The sequence below is a fragment of the Clostridium gelidum genome, assembly GCF_019977655.1.
Lineage (GTDB): Bacteria > Bacillota > Clostridia > Clostridiales > Clostridiaceae > Clostridium > Clostridium gelidum.
The window spans coordinates 3,074,378-3,095,980 of record NZ_AP024849.1; the positions used below are offsets into that span (position 1 = coordinate 3,074,378).

Genomic DNA, 21,603 nt, shown 5'->3' on the forward strand with positions numbered 1-21,603 from the left:
ATTCATTGAAGATTATATGCATGAAATCAATATTGTTAGATACTGACTCAACTAATAATATTGTTGAATTAACAAAAAATATATTTATAACGTATTTTTAAATTTGATTGATAATTTTTAAGTAGAAAGAAACTATTTATTTGAGGGGGTTTTGAAAAATGTCAAATGACCCAATACCAACAGTCACTATTAATAAATCTAGCTCACCTCGCCCATTACGAATTGTACACGTTGCACCCGATTGGTATCCTGTTCCGCCTCAAAACTATGGCGGAATTGAAAGGGTTGTCTATGACCTCACCGAAGAGCTCGTAAACCTAGGCCACGAGGTATATCTTTATGCCCCAAAAGGAAGCAAAAGTAGTGCTATAATTATTAATTATGAGCATACTAGTCCAAGTTCAGAAAGTATCGCTGAGTTTGTTTTAAAGACACTGCCTGATAATGTTGATATAATACATGATCATACTCATGACTCAGTTATAGGACGAAGAAAGCTCCCTATTCCAACAGTTTGTACTATGCATAATGCTATATCTAATCCTGTTGACTACCCTGTTTACGTGAGTAATAGAGCATTAAATGTTATTGGTAATGATTATGGATTTTTTGTTTACAATGGTATAGATCTTGCTGAATATCAATTTTCTGAAGTTAAGGAAGATTATCTTCTATTTTTAGGATTGGTAGCCTGGTATAAAGGGATAAACTATGCAATAGATGTTGCTGAGAAGACCAATCAAAAGCTTAAAATAGCTGGTCCAATTTACAACTACGAATATTACACTAAAGAAATTGAGCCAAGAATTAAAAATAATCCTAATATTGAATACGTAGGTGAAGTAGGTGGACAGCAAAAGCAAGATTTATTTAAGAAAGCAAAGTGCTTTCTTTTTCCAACCTCTTGGGAAGAACCTTTTGGTCTTGTAATGATTGAAGCTATGGCTTGTGGTACACCTGTACTTGCCTTTTCTAATGGTTCAGTTCCAGAAGTTATGCAAGGATTTCCAAATCTTATCTGCTCTTCTGTAGATGAAATGATACAAAAATTAAATACCAATCAATTTCCAGATGCTAATCTACTTCGTAATTATGTAGAGGGTCATTTCAGCAGAAATACTATGGCAAGAGAATATCTAAAGCTATATAATAAACTACTCTTGGAGCAAGTTAACTATAATTATGGAAATAAGTTAAAAGAAATCGGAAATTTCACTGAGGCTATTGAATATTATAAGAAATTTCTGTCCGCAGAAGAACTTCCTAAAAGATATAAAATAAAAGTTTGCTATGAAATAGCTGATATTTACTACAATTTAAATGATATAGAAAATGAAAGAAAATTTATATTTAAGTCTTTTGAATATGGCACTCCTCATGCTGAATTCTGCTGCAGACTTGGATATGAGTTTTTAGAAAATAATGAGATTGACAATTCAACATTTTGGTATAATTTGGCTACTAATTTAGATATACCTAAAGAAAAGGAAGAAATAATAATAGACTCTTGCTGGACTTGGTTACCACATATTCAATTATGTGTATGTTACTATAAATTGGGTGATTACCAAAAGTCCTACGAGCATAATGAAATAGCACGTTCTTTTATACCAACAGATGAAAGGGTATTATATAATAAATCGTTATTGGAGGGGATTTTGAAAAATGATAAATAACACAACAGAAACAGATACTATTAATAAAACCAATTTATCTAGACCATTACGAATTGTACAAGTTGCACCAGGTTATTATCTTGTTCCACCTCCTAAATATGGTGGAGCCGAAAAAGTTATCTATGACCTAACTGAACAGCTTGTAAAACTTGGTCATCAGGTATATCTTTATGCACCTAAAGGAAGCAAAAGCAGTGCTGAAATTATTAATTACGAGGATACTAATCCAAGTCCACAAAGTATTGCTGATTTTGTACAAAAGACACTGCCTGAAAATATTGATATAATTCATGACCATACCATTGACTCAGTTGTTGGTCTTAGAAAACTTGATATTCCAACAATTTGCACTATTCATGCTCGACGATACAATTCCGTTGATTATCCTGTTTATGTAAGTAATAGTTCCTTGAATATTATTGGTAAGAATTATGGGTTTTTCGTCTACAATGGCATAGATCTTAATGAATATCAATTTTCTGAGGTTAAGGAAGATTATCTCCTCTTTTTAGGATTAGTGAACTGGCATAAAGGCATAAACTATGCTATAGATGTTGCTGAAAAAACCAATAAAAAACTGATAATAGCTGGTCCAATTTGCAACTACGATTACTACACCAATCATGTTGAGCCGAGAATTAAAAAGAATCCAAACATTCAATACATTGGTGAAGTAGGTGGACAACAAAAGCAGGATCTACTAAAAAAAGCAAAATGCTTACTTTTCCCAACATCTTGGGAGGAACCTTTTGGTCTTGTAATGATTGAAGCTATGGCTTGTGGTACACCTATACTTGCCTTTCCAAATGGAGCAGTTCCTGAAGTTATGGAAGGTTTTCAAAATCTAATCTGCTCTTCTGTAAATGAAATGGTGGAAAAACTAAATAGTAATCAATTTCCTGAAGCAAAGTTGCTTCGTGAATATGTAGCCGATCATTTCAGCAAAGATACCATGGCCAGAGAATATATAAGACTATATAATCAATTACTTACCGAAGAAGTCAACTATAATTATGGAAATAAGTTAAAACAAATAGGAAATTTCACTGAGGCTATTGAATATTATAAGAAATTTTTGCTCAGAGAAGAGCTTCCTAAAAGGCATAAAATAAAAGTTTGCTATGAAATAGCTGATATTTACTACGATTTAAAGGATACAGAAAAAGAAAGAAAATTCATATTCAAGTCTTTTGAATATGACATTCCTCGTGCTGAATTCTGCTGCAGACTTGGATTTGAGTTTTTGCAAAATAATGAGATTAAGAAAGCAACTTTTTGGTATAGTTTAGCAACCCAATTAGAGATGCCTAAAACAAATGATGAAATAATATTTGAAAGTTGTTGGACTTGGTTACCTCATATTCAATTATGTGTATGTTACTATAAATTAGGAAATTACCAAAAGTCCTACGAGCATAATGAAATAGCACGTTCTTTTATGCCAATGGATGAAAGGATATTATATAACAAATCATTATTAGAGAGTGGATTTTGAAAGGAGGATGAACATGTCATCAAATAATACTCCACTATTGACACTTCACCTATTTATTTTAAGTAAGAAATCATTGGATGGATTTGAAGAAATGTTAAAAAGACTTGATGAAGCTGGTATAACGGTGAAACTGTATAAACCTAATGATGCACTATTAAATATAAATCCTAAAAATCCTCGTGTATATGTTTCATTGGGCTCAACAGAAAATGAATTTACAACACTATGTAACTTACCTTATCATGAGAGAAAACGTTGGATGCATTACAAGTCTCCTGAAGATATTCAACCTTCTCATTTATTTTACTGCTGGCTAAAACGAACGGATCCCCTCCCTGAAAATAAAATAATACCAAGCACTCACTTTTCTTCTGACACTCCTTTGGTGTCAATTTTTACAGCTGCCTACAAGTCCAAAGAAAAAATCCAGCGTCCATATCGTTCTTTGTTGAATCAGACCTATTCCAATTGGGAATGGGTGATTGTAGATGATTCTGATGATGAGGATGCAACATATAACCAAGACTTACTACCTTTAGATGATCCACGTATAAGGCGATATAGACAGGATTGTCGTAATGGCTATATAGGAGCAATCAAACGATATGCAGCAGGTCTATGCACTGGGGAAATTTTAGTAGAAGTAGACCATGATGATGAACTAACGCCCAACTGTTTGGAGAAAATCGTCCATACATTTATGCAACATCCTGAATGCGGCTTTGCTTATGGAGATTGTGCAGAGGTCTACGTAGGGAGCAATAATGCAAATTGGTATGGTTGGGATTGTGGCTTTGGATACGGCATATATTATCGGGTTTGGGTGCATGAAATGAATCGATGGCAAAATATATTAAGAAATACTATTATTAATAGTAGTACCATATGCCATTTAGTTGGTTTACCCAATCACCCTCGTGCGTGGACAAAGGAGTGCTATCATCTACTTGGTGGCCACCGGGAAGAACTATTAGTTGCAGATGATTATGATATGTTAGTTCGGACTTTTCTTTGTACAAAGTATGCAGCTATTCCAGATTTATTATATATACAATATAGGAATGAAAATGGAGACAACTCTACTTTTAGTAGAAATCAGCAAATTCAAATACTAGTAAAAGAACTAAATAGCTATTATGGTGAAAAAATCCATACAAGAGTGAAAGAATTGGGTTTACCAGAGTATGTGCCATATAGTCGTGTATGGGAGCGGTCTACTGATGACACTGCTCTTAAATCAGCGAGTATCATTAATGAAGATTCATCCAAAGTTTCGATGCTGTTTCCAATTCCCTACTCATATCCTGTAATTAAGCATTATCAACTATTTAAGACTCTTCAAAAGGGCATAGAAACCAACTTTAAAGATATGGAAGTAGTGATTATAGGTCGTGTTCCTAAAGAAATCGAAACTTTTGCGTCGAAGGCGCCCATGGGAGCAATAAGATGGTGGACAATGGAGCAGTCAGATTCACTAGAAACGTGTATTCTATATGCTAAGTTTTGCTCTTCATGTAAGGAAAAGGTAGTAGTGTTACCCTGAACCTTTACGAGAATGATTTGAACATTCCTTTAAGTTATTTCAAGTTTATTTTAATCACGGTTAGATAAGATACAATAGAATTTTCCTCCGCTATAATATGATCAATATTTTTCATATTATAATGGAGGATTTTTTATGGCAATTTATCTTTTAACTTTTTTCTTGTTATTTATTTTCATGTGCCTAAAACCTTCTTTTTATACCGTTTTTATAATTATAGCAAATGTTTTAGTAAATAAACTTGTTCATCAATTACTACATTATTTTCATTTAAATTTTGTATTTTTATCAATGTTTATGAATAGATTATGCGCAATTTGTAACATATTATGACACTATCCATAGTATGTAATAACATGGTATGTAATGCATGGTATGTTATTACATACCATCGTTCAAAGGAGGTTATAATATATTATGGGTCACGATGATTATTTTGATGAAGAAATAGATGAAAAAAGTAAAAATAAATTTGATGAAGAAGATGATGATGTAACATGTGGTAAACAACATGATTGTATGAATCTATTGGGATTACTAGAGCCAATGGATAAAGAAAATTGCTGTCATTGCCGCAAGTGTCGAAGAGGTGCTCAAGGTCCAACTGGGCCTCAAGGAGCTAAAGGTGCTACTGGACCACAAGGTCCAACCGGTCCTCAAGGTGCTCGAGGCGTTACTGGATCACAAGGTCCAACTGGTGCTCAAGGTGCTCGAGGTGTTACTGGACCACAAGGTCCAACCGGTCCTCAAGGCTTAACTGGTGCTCAAGGCTTAACTGGAGCCCAAGGTGCTCGAGGCGCTACTGGTCCACAAGGTCCAACTGGTCCTCAAGGCTTAACTGGAGCTCAAGGTGCTCGAGGCGCTACTGGTCCTCAAGGCCCAACCGGTCCTCAAGGTGCTCGAGGTGCTACTGGACCACAAGGTCCAACTGGTCCTCAAGGCTTAACTGGAGCTCAAGGTGCTCAAGGCGTTACCGGACCTCAAGGTCCAACTGGTCCTCAAGGCTTAACTGGTGCTCAAGGCTCTCAAGGTGTTACCGGACCACAAGGTCCAACTGGTCCAGAAGGTATAACAGGACCAACTGGTCCTCAAGGCTTAACTGGCGCTCAAGGTGCTCAAGGCGTTACTGGACCACAAGGTCCTACTGGTCCTCAAGGCTTAACTGGTCCAACAGGTCCACAAGGTTTAACTGGTCCAACAGGTCCACAAGGTCCTACTGGTTCTCAAGGTTTAACTGGTCCAACTGGTCCTCAAGGCTTAACTGGAGCTCAAGGTGCTCAAGGCTCTCAAGGTGTTACCGGACCACAAGGTCCAACTGGTCCAGAAGGTATAACAGGACCAACTGGTCCTCAAGGCTTAACTGGTCCAACAGGTCCACAAGGTCCTACTGGTCCTCAAGGTTTAACTGGTCCAACAGGTCCACAAGGTCCTACTGGTTCTCAAGGTTTAACTGGTTCAACTGGTCCTCAAGGCTTAACTGGTCCAACTGGACCACAAGGTCCTACTGGTCCAGAAGGTATAACAGGTCCTACTGGTCCACAAGGTTTAACAGGTCCTACTGGTCCTCAAGGTTTAACTGGTCCAACAGGTCCACAAGGTCCTACTGGTTCTCAAGGTTTAACTGGTCCTCAAGGCCCAACCGGTCCTCAAGGTTTAACTGGTCCAACGGGTCCACAAGGCCCAACCGGTCCTCAAGGCTTAACTGGTCCAACTGGTCCTCAAGGTCCTACTGGTCCACAAGGTTTAACTGGTCCAACGGGTCCACAAGGCCCAACCGGTCCTCAAGGCTTAACTGGTCCAACTGGTCCAGAAGGTATAACAGGTCCTACTGGTCCTCAAGGCTTAACTGGACCAACTGGTCCTCAAGGTCCTACTGGTCCAGAAGGTTTAACTGGTCCAACAGGACCACAAGGTCCTACTGGTTCTCAAGGTTTAACTGGTCCAACTGGTCCTCAAGGCCCAACCGGTCCAGAAGGTTTAACTGGTCCAACTGGTCCACAAGGTCCTACTGGTCCTCAAGGCTTAACTGGACCAACTGGTCCACAAGGTCCTACTGGTCCTCAAGGCTTAACTGGACCAACTGGTCCACAAGGTCCTACTGGTCCTCAAGGTTTAACTGGTCCAACAGGACCACAAGGTCCTACTGGTCCTCAAGGTTTAACAGGACCAACTGGTCCAACAGGTGCTACTGGTCCTCGAGGTGCAACCGGTGGTGCTGGCTCTGTAGCAGCTCCAATTTATCTATCTTCACAAGGCAGAGTTCCTAATGAAGCTTTCTTAGGGCTAGGTACTTCATCTGCGGATTTTATACGAAACAATGTCGTAATGGCAACGGATGCAACTATTACAAGAGTAGTTGTAAACCTTCGAGATGAAAACACTTTAGCTAATGGAGTTGTAGTAAACGGTGAGATATACAGAAGCACAAATTGCGGTCTTAACCCTACAGGCACTGGAATCATAGCAATTGTAACTGGTCCAAGTTGCTGTTCATTTGGAGATGGTGCAGTTTTAGTTAATCAATGTGATCTATTGTCCGTAAGAATTACTCGAGTTAGTGGCGGTGGTAGCAGCGCATTTGAGGGTGGTGTTTCCGCTACTATCTTATTAAGTATTTAATAAGATAGTAAAAGCATTTATCTAAAAAAGTCTCATGAATTTGAGAATGCTCAAAAGTATATCTTTTGGGCATTCTTTTTTGTGTAAAAGATAAATTAACTTATGGTTCTTTTTCACCTTAATATGATAAATCTATTAAAACCTTATATATATTTCTTAATTAAAATGAATCAAAATCACATCTTCTATCATATCATGTCATATAAGCTTAAACTTTTGAATTGGGATTTATACTCCACTTGAATTTAGTTTAACTTATCTATGGGCATTCCATTCTTGATTTTCATCTAGATATCAGATTAGGTACCCATTGATGGTAAAATATTTTTTTGAGGTGATTATGTGGTAACTATAAGTTTATGTATGATTGTAAAAAATGAAGAGAAAGTTTTAGCAAGATGCCTTAACTCTGTCAAGGAACTTGTTGATGAAATAATTATTATAGATACTGGTTCAACAGATAATACAAAGGAAATTTCCAAAGAATTCACTGAGAAGGTATTTGATTTTAATTGGATAAATAACTTTTCTGCTGCAAGAAATTACTCTTTCTCAAAAGCAACCATGGACTATATTCTTTGGTTAGATGCTGATGATATCATTCTTCCAGAAGATCAAATTAAATTTAAATATCTAAAAGAAAACTTAAACCCTGCTGTGGATGTAGTTATGATGAAATATAATGTTGGATTTGATGAAAATGATAACATAACTCTCTCATATTTTAGAGAACGTCTTTTAAAAAGAATTAATTCTTATTGTTGGCATGAACCCGTTCATGAATTTATAGAACTATGGGGAAATGTAAATAACGCTGATATATGCATAACTCATAAAAAGGAAAAGGATTCAGTTCCAGGTAGAAATATAGAGATATATGAAAACATTCTATCTAGTGGGAATGATTTAAGCTTAAGAGGTATGTATTATTATGCAAGAGAATTGTTATCTTTTGAGAAATATAATAAAGCTATAGAATATTTCACTAAATTTTTAGATAATGAAGGCGGGTGGGTTGAAGATAAAATAGGAGCATGTTATAACTTATCATTATGCTATAAAAATATAGATGATAAAAAAAATGCACTCAAAGCTCTTTTAAGAAGTTTTGAATATGACATTCCTAGAGCAGAAATTTGCTGTGAACTTGGTTACTATTATGTCAACCTAGGAGATTATAATAAAGCTATTTTTTGGTATAAGCTAGCCACCAACCTGGAAAAGCCAATTGATAACTGGGGCTTCCTCTTACATGATTGTTGGGGGTATTTACCGAATATCCAACTATGTATTTGTTATGATAAAATAGGAAACGTTAATGAAGCAATTAAATACAATAATATTGCAGGAAAATATAAGCCTAATTCTACTGCTGTTGAGTACAATAAGAATTATTTTAAAACCATTACCAACAAATAATTTTAATTCTAGTAAGAAGATAGAATTAAAATGTACTTTTTTAGCTTTTCTTTTATTTAGGAGAAAAAGTACTGCACTAAACATAAATTTAATGCAGTGCTTCTTCATTTAAGTAATAATACTAGTGATGTTTTAATACTATATAATACGATTAATAACTTCAAGGATTTGATATTAAATGAGTAAAAACTTTACTATATTTCAACCTGGTTTTGAAAATGATTGCTTGACTAAAGATGTAGGACTTATTCCAATTGTTTTTCAAAAAGATTTGCACTATAATTGCAATTTTTTATGTAACTGGATTAAAGACTTCGATGGTATATTAGTAAAAAACAATATAAAAGTTACTCTTATAGAAAATGATGAAACCGTAGTATCTACATTGAAAAATACAGACATTTTAATGTTATTTGGGATTTATGACTATAATTTAGAAATGATAACTAAATATAAAAATATTAATCCTAATGGTAAAATATATCTTAAGCTTGATATGAATATACATTGGCTTAAAGGCATAGACATGGATAAAAATTTGACGGATTTACTGAATAAATGTACATTAATATCTGTTGAATGCCGAACTCTCCAAAAATATATAAAAGATCATTGGAACGTTAAAGTTGAATATATCCCAAATGGTTATTATGACTTTAATGATGCAACAGTCAATTATGAGAATAAAGAAAATACTATAATTACAGTAGGTAGACTAGGATCCTATCAAAAATCAACTGAAACTTTATTGGAAGCCTTTAAACTTGCTTCCTCAAAACTTGACAATTGGAAAGTAAAATTAATCGGAACCATTGAGGATTCATTTAAAACGTATATTAATGAATTTTTTAATTCAAACCCTAACTTAAAAGACAAAATTATCTTTACAGGTAAAATTACTGACAGAAAATTACTAGAAGATGAATATGAAAAAGCGAAGATATTTTGTCTAACATCAAGATTTGAAGGTTTTCCTAATGTTTTTCCAGAATCTGCAGTTAAAGGAAACTATATAATCTCTTCGGATATTGATCCTGCTTATGACATTACAAATAACAAGAAGTATGGCAGCATATTCCTAATAAGTAATTCTGAAGAATTAGCAAAAATATTAGTTGATGTTTGTTCAAATGAAAACTTCCTAAAACAGACTTGCAGTGCTATTCAGAAACATGCAAAAGACAATTTAAACTGGGTTTCTCTGTGTGAAAGAATAGATTATTATATTCATATGCCATCAAATTTTCGTGAATTAATTCCTCATTTACTTCAAAGAACTGTTATCGAATCACCTACAACTGTTTTGGATTTTTGTAAGTACCATTGTGGCTCTGCACTGATTTCAGAAGAAGAGTTAATAAATTCTAGTACCAATATTATAATAGATAGAATAGAATCAGATACAAATAATGCTTATTCATTATACAATAAAAACTATAGAAATATTTATCCCCTAGAAATTACTAATATTTTAGATACTTTGCCTAATTATGAAGTAATATTAGTATCTGATATACTTGAATACTATACAAAGGATAAAGGCTTGTATATAATTGAAAGATTATTAGAACATACTGATAAGAAGCTTATATTAATAGTACCTAAAACTTTCAAAAATACTTTTACAAGTAATTGGAGTTATATAGACTTCTATAAATATAATTTTAGTTGCAATACTATAAAAGTAGACGAAAGTGAGTTTTTTGTATTTAGCTTTTATTCAGTATGCAATGAAATAAATAATATTGATACACTATATAATAATTTCAAATCTTCAAATTCTTTATCATTAGATAAGCATAAATTAAATATAGCTTATGTACTTCCTCATAAAAGCATCACTGGAGGACTTAAGATTTTAATAAAGCAAATGAAATTCTTAAAAAATAGAGGTCATTCTATTACAGGTATACTGCAAGGAGAGTTTACAGGCAGCATTTTCCCAGATACGAATAGAATTGAAATAGATAAAGAACTAATTATTAGCAACAATGATAGATTAGATAATTATCTTAAAGATTATGATTTAGTAATAGTAGGTTTTATTAATGATTGGATAAAGATAGAGGATACAAAATTACCAGTTGTACTTTTTGAGCAAGGATATGAACCTTTATTTGGAGACTATAAAAATATAGATTCATTGACTGAAAAAAATCATAAGTTGTATTTTGAAAATATATATAGCTCGAAGCAAAGTCTAATTATATCAGTATCTCATATTATTTCAGACATATTAAAGTATAGATTTGGAAGATTATCAGATGTAACACCTAACGGAATTGACACATCAGTATATTATCCTATCAATAAATCAGAAAATAGTATAAAAAAAATACTACTTATAGGAAGTCCTTATTTAGATTTTAAAGGTTTCGATTTAGCTTTAAATGTATTACAAAGATTAACAGACCTGAATCACAAAATAGAAGTAACTTGGATATGTCAGGAAAGACCAAATTGGGAAGTTCCTATAAATATTAATTATATAGTTAATCCAAAAGAGGAACTGTTAGCTAAAACTATAAGAGAAAATGACATCCTACTATCAACTTCATGGTACGAAAGCTTTGCATTGCCACCTTTAGAAGCAATGGCAAGTGGCACTGCCGTTGTGGCTACTGACAGCGGTGGAATTAGAACTTATGGTATAAATGAATATAATTGCTTATTAGTTACTCCAGGTGATACAAATAGCTTATTAATAGCTTTAATAAGCTTAATACTAAATAAAAATAAATGTGACAAGTTAATTTCCAATGGACTAAAGACAGCTTCAGAGTTTAATATAGAGAATATGATTAACTTATGGGAAAAAACTTTATATAATGTTTCAAACTTCTACAAAATAAAAAAATAAATCAATTTATAGCTACCACAGTAAGCATATAACCCATGGAACTTAGATAGCATAGTACAATAGAAAATTTAGCTTGAAACGACTTAATAGCAGGTTGTACCCATTTTTGCTTGTCATATTATATATGGAACAAGAAAAAGTGGAATAACCTGCTATTAAGTGTATATATAAATCCTGCTATCGATTTAGTATTCTCTTTATAATTTAGTCATATTTATTATTTTTAAATGTACCCTATTCATTTTGAAACTTAGCTAGATATTTATATGAAATAAAATTCCACTTCATATTTTCTCTAGAAATAGTGCAAAGATCATTTAAAAATTTTTCATCCTCATCACTTCTCACATTGGACCAATATATTATATAAGGTGTTTTTCTGTAACCACATTCTTCGGCTATGATATTAATGTCATTATATGTGAAATAACAGTTATGATTTCTATTTAGTATACTATTTAATCCATAAATAAAATTACCTTTTAGTAGATCTTGAATTACAGAATAGTGAATGAGATTTGGTACTGAAGCAATTAGATATCCTCCAGGTTTTAAATATTTTCTAAGTTCCTTTAGAAGCTCCCAAGGCTCTTTACTATATGCTAAATAATCGTCTAGTAGTATATAATCAAAAAAGCTTTGTTCGAACTCCAGTGGAAAGTCTTCTACTTCTTTTGTAGAAATCTTAATTAGCTTACTGGATATTTTAGCTATATTTTTATCAGTTTCTATTCCATAAAGTTTAGCATTAGGATATAAATATTTTGCTCTTAACAAGGTTACACCAAAACCACATCTTATTTGAAGTATTTTTAACTCTTTTTCTTTTTGTTCATTTAAAAAAGTTAGAATTTCAAAGTTTTCATGTGCTGTTGCTGTTGCAGGTGCAGTAAACTTCCATTTTTCTATAAATTTTTGTGCGTTTATAGCTATAAAATTATTAAACTTATTTGGTTCATTTTTAAAAGTTGCACTACCATAATGATGAATAAAGCAATCATTACATTGGAATAATTTATATCCGGACTCTATTATTCTCATACACAAGTCATCATCTTCATAATGGCCAGGAGAAAACCTCTCATCAAGTAAACCTATAATGTTTAAAACTTGTCTTTTAATAAGCATACAAAAACCTATTAGCTTAACTTTTGGTTCCCACTTATTTTCATCAGAATTATTTATAGTTTCAGCAAATTTAATCATATCCTCTATGGATTCATATGGCACAGATATGGATTGATTATTCCACGCATAATTAGTTGTTGGTCCAACGGCTCCGATACTTTCATCACTACACAAACAGTTGCTTAAATTATTCAGCCAATGAGGTGTTACTACTATGTCATTATTCAAAAGAAGAATATCATTTTCCTTTTCTGCTGCTTCTATACCTAAGTTACATCCTTTAGGAAAACCTGTATTATAATCTGGAAAAACAAGCTTTAAATCAGTTTGTTTTTTTAACCATTCTCTTGTTCCATCTGTTGATCCATTGTCTACAACAACTATTTCATAGGTACCTTTTTCTGTATATTCTCTTATACTTTGAATACACTGCATATTATAATCAATATTATTGTAAGTAAGAATTATAATCGATACGTTTGACATAATCTCCTCCCTCTCTGCACTTTAATTTTCTAATGATATCTCTAGTATTAGGCACAATCAAAAAAATAACAAATAAAAGATAATCTATTTTAAAGTGTATCAATTTTTTATCATCCGTATTTTTATAAGCAGGTACTTAATTTTGAAATTTTATTTTTCTAAATTACATAAAAGTTTTTAAATACATAATATTAAAATTTCTCGAGAATTGGATTTTCTTCTAGAATACTATCATAATGGCTCTTTGGAACATATATTGCATTTGGATCTAACAATTTGTATTTTTCATATTTAGCATTACGAATTTCTTTAGTGAAATGTCCGTAATGTCTAAGCCTTGCATAACAATAGCATCCTGGCATGTTATATACATTATATGGATGCCTATAACTATGCAACTCCATGTTGTACCATTCATATTCATAATTGGGTTGATACCTTAAAAGATAGATTCTAAAATCAACTGGTTTCCATAAGCCATCAACTCTATAGTGCTCATCATCCTCCCACATATGGTATATTTTAAAATAATAAGCATCAAAATTAACATCATTTATTATTTGAGGTAATACACTTATTCCCCAATCTTCAAAAAGTTCATCAGCATCTAATAATAATATCCAGTCAGGATTTTCTTTAATAGTTAAATCCCAAAGTTTCTTCTTGTTTTCTGACTCTTTTAAATTCATTATCATAGGTTCATCATTCTTATATATTTTATGAGGAAAATTCTTTAAAATTTCTTCACATACTTCCACAGTATTATCTGTAGAATCATCATCAAGTATAACTATATTGGACACATATTGCATGGCATGTGTCAACATTCCTTTTAAAAATCTGTCGGCTTCATTTCGTACAGAAACAGCTAATGTAATTGTATTACCCGCAGGCTTTGCAATACGTATCCTATTTTTAAGCAAATCTATAAGATGAAATCCATAAAAAATTACTCCCTCATCATTAAGAAGTAATATATTATTTATTTCATATCCATCATTAACTGGATTTAATTTTAGCCTGCAATTATATTTTTGCGAATCAGTTTTTTCATTTTGAGTATCAAGCATAAAAGAATACTCTAATTCAATTATTTCATCTCTTAATGTAAGAAAATTTATTGATACATCCTTAACAGAACAAATTATCAGATTTTCTTTTAAATAACTTAAATATTCATCTTCCTTATTTTTCAAAGCTTCCTTATAGTCATTCTTTAAATTTTCATTTATTTTAAAATTATTAATTCTGTAATCATAGGAGAAATTATCAGTCATGAAACTATTTAATAACTTGTATACTGAACTCATATTTATTTTAAATTCCATATAATACCTCTTTTAAACAATTTTTAATCAATAATATTCTATGTTGTTGATTATATAATTGTTACTTTTTACGTGCCTATAATATTTAGAAATACTACTTTTGCGTGTTTCTATCAAACCAATTAATTTGATTTAAGTAAGATGTTTTAGGAATATTCTCATGCATATAGGAACAGTTTTTATTTGTAAGTCTATATAAATTATTACACCTCATATATGAATCTACTCTCTTCTCAAATAATTCACCTCCATATTTCGGATATCTTTGTGAACATTTATGATGAAAATTATATATATTATTTTTAAAAACGTCACTTTTAATTAGGTAACATTGGTCTGAGAATCCTGATCCAACAAACCAATTTTCAATTTCATCAAAAGATTCATTTTTTGCTTCATTAAATAAATTATTCCAAGTTGGATTTGCAACAATAAATTTCTCATTTTGTTTCATAATATTAATAGCATCGTCAATCCAGCTTTCAGAATTTGCAAGCATCATTGAATCACTTGAAAAATGAAGCAAATATTCAGTTTTACATAAAAATATGCTTACTAATTCAGCAATTGAGTAATAATATCCTCCTAAAAAGGATTCTTTGTCAATTTTAAAAAAATCAAGTGCAGCCTGAGCATATTCTTCGACTACATAAAATTCATTAATAATACCTTTTGATACTGATTTATTAGCATATGTTTTCACTTGATTTATATCAGAAACATTATTGATAAATAAGATTTTTTTATCGAACTTATAGTTACATCTTTCAATCATAGTTTCTAGGTAATTAGAATTAAGCATTAACTGAAAATAATTTTCATAACATTTTGTTTCAAAAGTTACCATAAATTATGCTCCCCTACATTATAATCACTTATATAGTATTATTATTACTGTGAATAAGTGACTCAATAAATCATATTAAAATTTCCACAATAAGCATACTCAAAATCAAAACATGAAATTATTTACATGTGAAATTATTTATATATAAAAGAAGGATATATGATAAGCAAAATGCTTTCTTATATCCTTCTTTTATGACATTCCAATATCTTTTATTATTATATTACTAGTTAACATATAGTTATCTAGTAAATTTATTAACTTTTACAGTGCCTATTACAATTACGCTCAGCATTTGTACATGGTGAGAAAGTGAATACTACATCAAATCTAACCTCTTTAACAACCTTACCGCATTTTTCTTTTGCTTTGAAGCATAAAATATCTGTTGGAAACCATTCTTCATGCATTTCTAATAATTTGTGACGTGGTATGAAAATTATACCTGATCTAACTATTTTATAAAATCCAAGACAGCCACATATAACTACTTCATCACATATACACTTTGTGTTTTTACCACAATATTCTATTTCAATTTCATCACCACCAGAACAGCATATTGCATGGGCTGTGAAGTATTGTAATTTTCCTGGGCATACTTCAATTATCTTATCTTTAATTTCAATAGCTACTTCTAAATCACAATTTATTTTCATTGGCGGCACGTGACATCTATGACTTTTTGCTTCATCAGTTTCTCTTTCCTCATCAGGTTCCTGTTTTGAATATTCTTCCATTTCGTCATATCTCATAATTTTCCTCCTAGTTTATCCATATAAATATAATATTTATATACATGTTTTTTCATAATCTAATCACTTTATTTATCTAGTTATATAATATTATATAGTCAATTATTTTAATTGTTACACTTAGCAAGTATGGATTATTAATTTTAGATAAAATTGATAATTCAGTATATTGCTAATTTAAAATCATATTAATTATTCATTTTATACTATATGTGCAATTATTAACTAGATATTTTTTTAATAACTAACAACAGCAACAACGTGAATTGCAGCTGAATACTACAACAAAATCACAACATTCTTTAGTACATTCATCAATTGCTGTAAAAGTTAAAATATCCATTTTATGTGGATCCAACTTACAATGAGTTTTTACAATTATTCCTGATTGAACTATGTGATAAATTCCAAGATTTCCGGATATCCCTTTACTTTGGTAATGACCTTTATATTTAATATTAAGATTTCCACAGCATTTTGATACATCCATTGTGAAATATTGAGATTTACCTGGATATAAATAAATCATCTTATTTCTTGTATCAAAACCAGCTTTTAAGTTACAATTTATATAAATCTTTGATTCTTCTGTATGTGCATAATTCTCTATCTTCTTATTATCTTCAGTAAATTTATCAGTAATTTTATTTTCTTTTATATAATCCGTTTGACTTTCATTACATATATCTTTAATTACATTCATAATGTACCCTCCTAAATAACTATTTCTCATAGTTTATTTAAAATTATATTATATTGTATTAAGACTTCTTTAATAGTGGTACAATTATTAATTTTAAATCATAATATGCATTATAAGTGCAAAATGAAAAGGACGTGTGACTTTGAAAAATAAAGAAACTTGCAAAGAAAAGTGTGAATTTACAGTACATCCTTGCAACTTTAAGATAAAAATCAAAGAAATTAAACCATTTTGTGTACGTGCCTGTAGATCTATTGTATTGGATTTAAAAGTTATTAATTGTTGTAACGTTAAGCGTTGCATAAAAATCAAATCAAGACCTATGCATGGAAAAATACTATTGTTAAATTCCTCTACCATTATATATAAATCTACTAGGAGATTCTCTGGTTTGGACTTGTTTCAACTTCTAGTTGAAGATGAATATGGTGAGAGTCGTATAGAAAGCATACTTATTCGCGTTATATGTAAATAGAGAGTGAGATTTTAAGTAAAATCTCACTCTCTTAAGTATACCCTTTAGGATTATTATTTTGCCATCTCCAAGAATCTCTACACATATCATTAATGTCTTTTTCAGTTTTCCATCCTAATTCCCTATTAACCTTAGTTGAGTCTGCATAGCAACTAGCTACATCGCCTAAACGCCTTCCTACTATTTTATATGTGATCACCAAAAAAACTCTTAATATTAATATACAGTATATTAATATTAAGAGTTTTTTTATTTTATTCATTAGATTCATAATTTGTGATTTCTTTTATTGTATTATCATCATTCATAAATACAACATCTGGTTTATATTTTTTAGCTTCACCTTCATCCATTAGAGCATAAGCAATTATGATCACTCTATCTCCTGGTTGTACAAGTCTTGCAGCAGCACCATTTACACAAATAACACCTGAGTCCCTCTTTCCAGGGATTACATATGTTTCAAATCTTGCTCCATTATTTACATCTACTATTTGAACTTTTTCGTTTTCTATTATTTTTGAAGCTTCCATTAATGTTTTATCTATAGTAATGCTTCCCATATAGCTTAACTCAGCTTGAGTTATTGTAGCTCTGTGTATCTTTCCTTTTAACATTGTAAGTATCATCTTAAAATTCCTCCCAAAGTTACATTATATTGCATATGTGAAATTATCTATTAATCTTGTATTTATTAATACAGGTAGACCACTTTTAGAAATTGATGGTTGTATTATTGAATTAATACAATATAACATATTTTGTATAATTATAATTTTATAGGATGACCATTTATCTCTTAATCATATCTGTAAATAAAATAATCTGTAACTCTTTTGCTTAAAATTCATAATATATTATTGTAAAGGGTTGATTTAAAATATATATTAAAAGGAGAATTATATATGAAAGATATACAAGAGATAATGAAAGAAATGAACGTAGTATCTGATGAAATAGCAGCAACAGAGGACATTGCAGTAACATTAGAACAAGTACAACAAGTGCTTCCTAGTTTAGGTCTTGCTTGTACTTGCGCTCAAGCATGTAGTGCTGGGGTTTCTGGTTTAACTGAATGTGGGACAACTGACAATTCAGTAGAACCTACTCTTTGTGTAGCAACTGCTCCAAGAAATTTTGTGTTTGACACTGGAGCTAATCGTAGAATCGCATACAGTTTAGCTGGCTTGCGTATTGTGGTAGAGCCATGTAGTTGTGATACAGTAGCAACACCAATATATCGTATAAGAATTATTGGTTGTATTTCATATACTGTAGACGTACCACTTGCATCTTCTAACAATTGTACTGCTGAGTTTACCTCTACTGGCGTTCGTGTTAATAATAGCACTCCTACTGTATACGCATGCTGTTGTTGTGGTAGTGCACATGTAGATAATATTATCGGTTTTGCCTGTAGCCTAGGGGTAGCTTCTCTTGCACGTAACTTAATAGCACTCTTAATAGCTAGTGGGTTAAGGTGTAGCTTTATAACTCCAACCTTGACTGTTGGCTTTACAGGAAATAATACTATTGCAACTGCAAGTGTTGGTTTCAATATTCAAAATGTGTGTACTAGTGTTGGTGGGCTTACAGCAGAAATATCTAAACAATAATTGGAATAAATTTATCACTTTAGAAGTATAATTAAAAATTTATTATAAAAATATATCTATAAGCCTTTGCATCTTGCAAGGGCTTATTCTCTATTTTGATGAAAAATCCAAGTTCAATTATCACTATATTTATAAACACCAGTTAATTACTAAAATCATATCTTATATAAAGAACTATGATTTGAAAGGAACAAATTATGACTGCTCAAAGAAATTTGTACACCATAAAGCAATCTGACGGTACTACATGGAAATTTTCTTTTAAAGAAGATGCAGGAATTATATATAAACTTTTAAAAGAAAATACATGGTCAGAACATTATACTCTGGCTAAAGAAGCTTCAAAAATTTTTTCAGTGACTTTACTTCCTAATGATAGCATAAATGTATTCTACCAAGACTTTGATGGAACTATAATGTTAAGTAAATATGATGGAAATCAGTGGATTAAGCAAGGAATTCTTACAAATGAAAAAAATGAAATATTTAGTATTTACTTTAAAACAGCTATTAATGAAAATAAAATCCAAGTAATTTTTAGTATTTTTAATAAAGAAAATAATACTGCAACACTATTTCATCAAATTCTTGATGAAAAGAATAACTTATCTAGCCCTAAAGTTATTGACAAAATTAAATACGATTATGATTATGATGTTCCGTTTATTCTTTATTCACCAGATAATAAAGAACTGTTTATTATGTATCAGAGATTCGTAGATAACCACGAGATAGGATATAAATCATTTGATAAGGATAATGAAAAATGGTCTGATTTTAAATTGATAGATACAAGCAAATATCCTTTTAAGGATTATTGTGCAATAATGTTTAATGAGATTTTACATGCTTTGTATATAAAAAAAGAAGAAAATATAGATAGTTTAAATTATGTACATGGTAATCATTCTAATTTTAAGAATAATGAACTGTTTAAAGGTATGAATATAGAGTCCTGTTTAATTTTTATAATATATGGTCAAATATGGTGTTTTGGTATAGATAATAATAAAATTTATAGTAGTTTTTCAATAGATAATGGAAATAATTTTAGCACTCCTCCTTATGAACAATCTATAAATTCTCCAAATGTTTTTAAATCCATATATATTTCCAATGAGCCTGAAGAAAGGAACGGTATATTAGGTAATGAAATATATCTTACTAATGATGATACATTGCAATATTTAATTTTCTCCATTCTCTACCCATATATTGGAGATAACAAAAAAAGTAACAGTTATCTATCACATATTAAATACTACATGACTGAAATATACTTAAAGGTTTTATCATATGAAAAGACATCTAGGAGCAAAGAAGAAGAAATTGTTCAATTTAAGCATGAGTTAGAAGAACAAAAAGTTGAAACTTTATTATATAAAACAAAATTTGAAGAAATAAATAAATCCAATAATGAATTTATAGATTTAACCAATCAATTGAATACAAAGGTAAATTTACTTCAAGAAAGTTTAACTGATAAAGAAGAAAACCTAAAATTATTACAAAATATAAATAAAGAAAAAGAAGAAGAAATACTCTCTTCTAAGGATAACTCTTCTGAAAATATAAATTTACTTCAAGAAAGTTTAATAGATAAAGAAGAAAAGCTAAACTTATTACAAAATATGAATAAGGAAAAAGAAGAAGAAATACTCTTACTTAAAAATAACCTTTCTCAAAATGTAAATTTACTTCAAAAAATTTTAATTGATAGAAACCAAAAACTAAAAGTAATAGAAAAGATAAATTTTGAAAAAGTAAAAGAGCTTATCGCTCTAAAAGGGGAACTTAATCAGGAGGATAATAAAATTTTATTTTTGATAAGTGAAATAAAAAAATTAAAGGCTATTATTAGAATTATGTACACTAAAAATTATAAAAGACATAATATATACTAATGAAATAGTGCAAATCGTGTTGCATCAAAGTCCTCAACAACCATAACAACAGAGTACCATTTTTAAGTGGGCTACACGCATAAGTATAAAAATTCAAATAAAAAAGGATATAAGAAAGCACTTGTTGCTTATCTTATATCCAAATTTTATAAAATAACTTTTAAATTTCTCAATCATTACTATTATCTAAAAATATAATTGTGAATTGAATTTTATTCATTAGATTCATAATTTGTTATTTCTTTTATTGTATTATCATCATTCATAAATACAACAGCTGGTTTATATTTTTTAGCTTCACCTTCATCCATTTGAGCATAAGCAATTATGATCACTCTATCTCCTGGTTGTACAAGTCTTGCAGCAGCACCATTTACACAAATAACACCTGAGTCTCTCTTCCCAGGGATTACATATGTTTCAAATCTTGCTCCATTATTTATATCAACTATTTGAACTTTTTCATTTTCAATTATTTTTGAAGCTTCCATCAATGTCTTATCTATAGTAATGCTTCCCATATAACCTAACTCTGCTTGTGTTATTGTAGCTCTGTGTATCTTTCCTTTTAACATTGTAAGTATCATTTTTAAATTCCTCCTAAATGTGCTTAATTAATATAATTTTTACTATTCATTTTTACTTCTTATCTAAATTAAGTTCCGTATTGTAGAAAAGTTCCGCATTGTAGTATAGCTACTCTTTATATAGGTGCATAGCTACTCTTTTAATTGGTGATAAGTTCCGTA

16 protein-coding genes and 2 pseudogenes are annotated in these 21,603 nt (G+C 30.7%); 10 read left to right on the top strand and 8 right to left on the bottom strand.

Annotation, left to right across the window (positions count from 1 at the left end; translation table 11 throughout):
* The first annotated feature begins 158 nt into the window (after positions 1-158).
* From psyc5s11_RS13805 to psyc5s11_RS13835, 7 genes and pseudogenes are all read left to right on the top strand, one after another.
* Positions 159-1,676 (top strand): glycosyltransferase family 4 protein, encoded by a 1,518-nt coding sequence (locus psyc5s11_RS13805; RefSeq protein ID WP_224033092.1) that lies wholly within the window; start codon positions 159-161, stop codon positions 1,674-1,676.
* Positions 1,666-3,171, top strand: a complete 1,506-nt coding sequence (locus psyc5s11_RS13810) for a glycosyltransferase family 4 protein (RefSeq protein WP_224033093.1) — start codon at positions 1,666-1,668, stop codon at positions 3,169-3,171. The genes psyc5s11_RS13805 and psyc5s11_RS13810 overlap by 11 nt, the downstream gene beginning before the upstream one ends.
* A 13-nt stretch (positions 3,172-3,184) precedes the next feature.
* Positions 3,185-4,714: a glycosyltransferase gene (locus psyc5s11_RS13815; protein ID WP_224033094.1), complete on the top strand. Its 1,530-nt coding sequence runs from the start codon at positions 3,185-3,187 to the stop codon at positions 4,712-4,714.
* 1,068 nt (positions 4,715-5,782) lie between these two features.
* Positions 5,783-6,637, top strand: a pseudogene (locus psyc5s11_RS28295) (DNRLRE domain-containing protein); the annotation flags it as partial.
* A 15-nt stretch (positions 6,638-6,652) separates the two neighbouring features.
* Positions 6,653-6,937 (top strand): annotated as a pseudogene (locus tag psyc5s11_RS28305) (hypothetical protein); the annotation flags it as partial.
* Positions 6,938-7,675: 738 nt separating this feature from the next.
* Positions 7,676-8,752, top strand: coding sequence for a tetratricopeptide repeat-containing glycosyltransferase family 2 protein (locus tag psyc5s11_RS13830; RefSeq protein ID WP_224033095.1), 1,077 nt, complete (start codon positions 7,676-7,678; stop codon positions 8,750-8,752).
* Positions 8,753-8,930: 178 nt separating this feature from the next.
* Positions 8,931-11,612, top strand: a complete 2,682-nt coding sequence (locus psyc5s11_RS13835; RefSeq protein ID WP_224033096.1) for a glycosyltransferase — start codon at positions 8,931-8,933, stop codon at positions 11,610-11,612.
* A 234-nt stretch (positions 11,613-11,846) separates the two neighbouring features.
* Here psyc5s11_RS13835 and psyc5s11_RS13840 read toward each other — a convergent pair whose 3' ends face one another.
* The 5 genes from psyc5s11_RS13840 to psyc5s11_RS13860 all read right to left on the bottom strand — a co-directional run bounded on the left by psyc5s11_RS13840 (position 11,847) and on the right by psyc5s11_RS13860 (position 16,859).
* The gene (locus psyc5s11_RS13840) at positions 11,847-13,226 is read right to left on the bottom strand and encodes a glycosyltransferase (protein WP_224033097.1); all 1,380 of its coding nucleotides are present in this window, start codon (positions 13,224-13,226) and stop codon (positions 11,847-11,849) included.
* Between the two features lie 191 nt (positions 13,227-13,417).
* Positions 13,418-14,554, bottom strand: a complete 1,137-nt coding sequence (locus psyc5s11_RS13845; protein WP_224033098.1) for a glycosyltransferase family 2 protein — start codon at positions 14,552-14,554, stop codon at positions 13,418-13,420.
* A 94-nt stretch (positions 14,555-14,648) separates the two neighbouring features.
* Positions 14,649-15,401, bottom strand: coding sequence for a hypothetical protein (locus psyc5s11_RS13850; RefSeq protein WP_224033099.1), 753 nt, complete (start codon positions 15,399-15,401; stop codon positions 14,649-14,651).
* A 257-nt stretch (positions 15,402-15,658) separates the two neighbouring features.
* On the bottom strand, positions 15,659-16,156 hold the full coding sequence (locus tag psyc5s11_RS13855) for a hypothetical protein (RefSeq protein WP_224033100.1): 498 nt from the start codon (positions 16,154-16,156) through the stop codon (positions 15,659-15,661).
* Positions 16,157-16,400: 244 nt separating this feature from the next.
* On the bottom strand, positions 16,401-16,859 hold the full coding sequence (locus tag psyc5s11_RS13860) for a hypothetical protein (protein ID WP_224033101.1): 459 nt from the start codon (positions 16,857-16,859) through the stop codon (positions 16,401-16,403).
* A 136-nt stretch (positions 16,860-16,995) separates the two neighbouring features.
* Between psyc5s11_RS13860 and psyc5s11_RS13865 the strand changes: the two genes are divergently transcribed.
* Entirely contained in the window at positions 16,996-17,334 is a 339-nt protein-coding gene (locus psyc5s11_RS13865; protein WP_224033102.1) for a hypothetical protein, read from the top strand.
* Between the two features lie 31 nt (positions 17,335-17,365).
* Here the strand turns inward: psyc5s11_RS13865 and psyc5s11_RS13870 are convergent, their stop codons facing one another.
* The gene (locus tag psyc5s11_RS13870) at positions 17,366-17,533 is read right to left on the bottom strand and encodes a hypothetical protein (protein ID WP_375541951.1); all 168 of its coding nucleotides are present in this window, start codon (positions 17,531-17,533) and stop codon (positions 17,366-17,368) included.
* A 55-nt stretch (positions 17,534-17,588) separates the two neighbouring features.
* The gene (gene panD / locus psyc5s11_RS13875; protein WP_224033103.1) at positions 17,589-17,963 is read right to left on the bottom strand and encodes an aspartate 1-decarboxylase; all 375 of its coding nucleotides are present in this window, start codon (positions 17,961-17,963) and stop codon (positions 17,589-17,591) included.
* Positions 17,964-18,239: 276 nt separating this feature from the next.
* Here panD (psyc5s11_RS13875) and psyc5s11_RS13880 point away from each other — a divergent pair, with 276 nt between their 5' ends.
* Both psyc5s11_RS13880 and psyc5s11_RS13885 read left to right on the top strand, forming a co-directional pair.
* The gene (locus tag psyc5s11_RS13880; protein ID WP_224033104.1) at positions 18,240-18,950 is read left to right on the top strand and encodes a hypothetical protein; all 711 of its coding nucleotides are present in this window, start codon (positions 18,240-18,242) and stop codon (positions 18,948-18,950) included.
* A 197-nt stretch (positions 18,951-19,147) separates the two neighbouring features.
* Positions 19,148-20,854: a coiled-coil domain-containing protein gene (locus tag psyc5s11_RS13885; protein ID WP_224033105.1), complete on the top strand. Its 1,707-nt coding sequence runs from the start codon at positions 19,148-19,150 to the stop codon at positions 20,852-20,854.
* 212 nt (positions 20,855-21,066) lie between these two features.
* Here psyc5s11_RS13885 and panD (psyc5s11_RS13890) read toward each other — a convergent pair whose 3' ends face one another.
* Complete coding sequence (gene panD, locus psyc5s11_RS13890) at positions 21,067-21,441, bottom strand: aspartate 1-decarboxylase (protein WP_224033106.1); 375 nt, start codon at positions 21,439-21,441, stop codon at positions 21,067-21,069.
* Positions 21,442-21,603 lie beyond the last annotated feature (162 nt).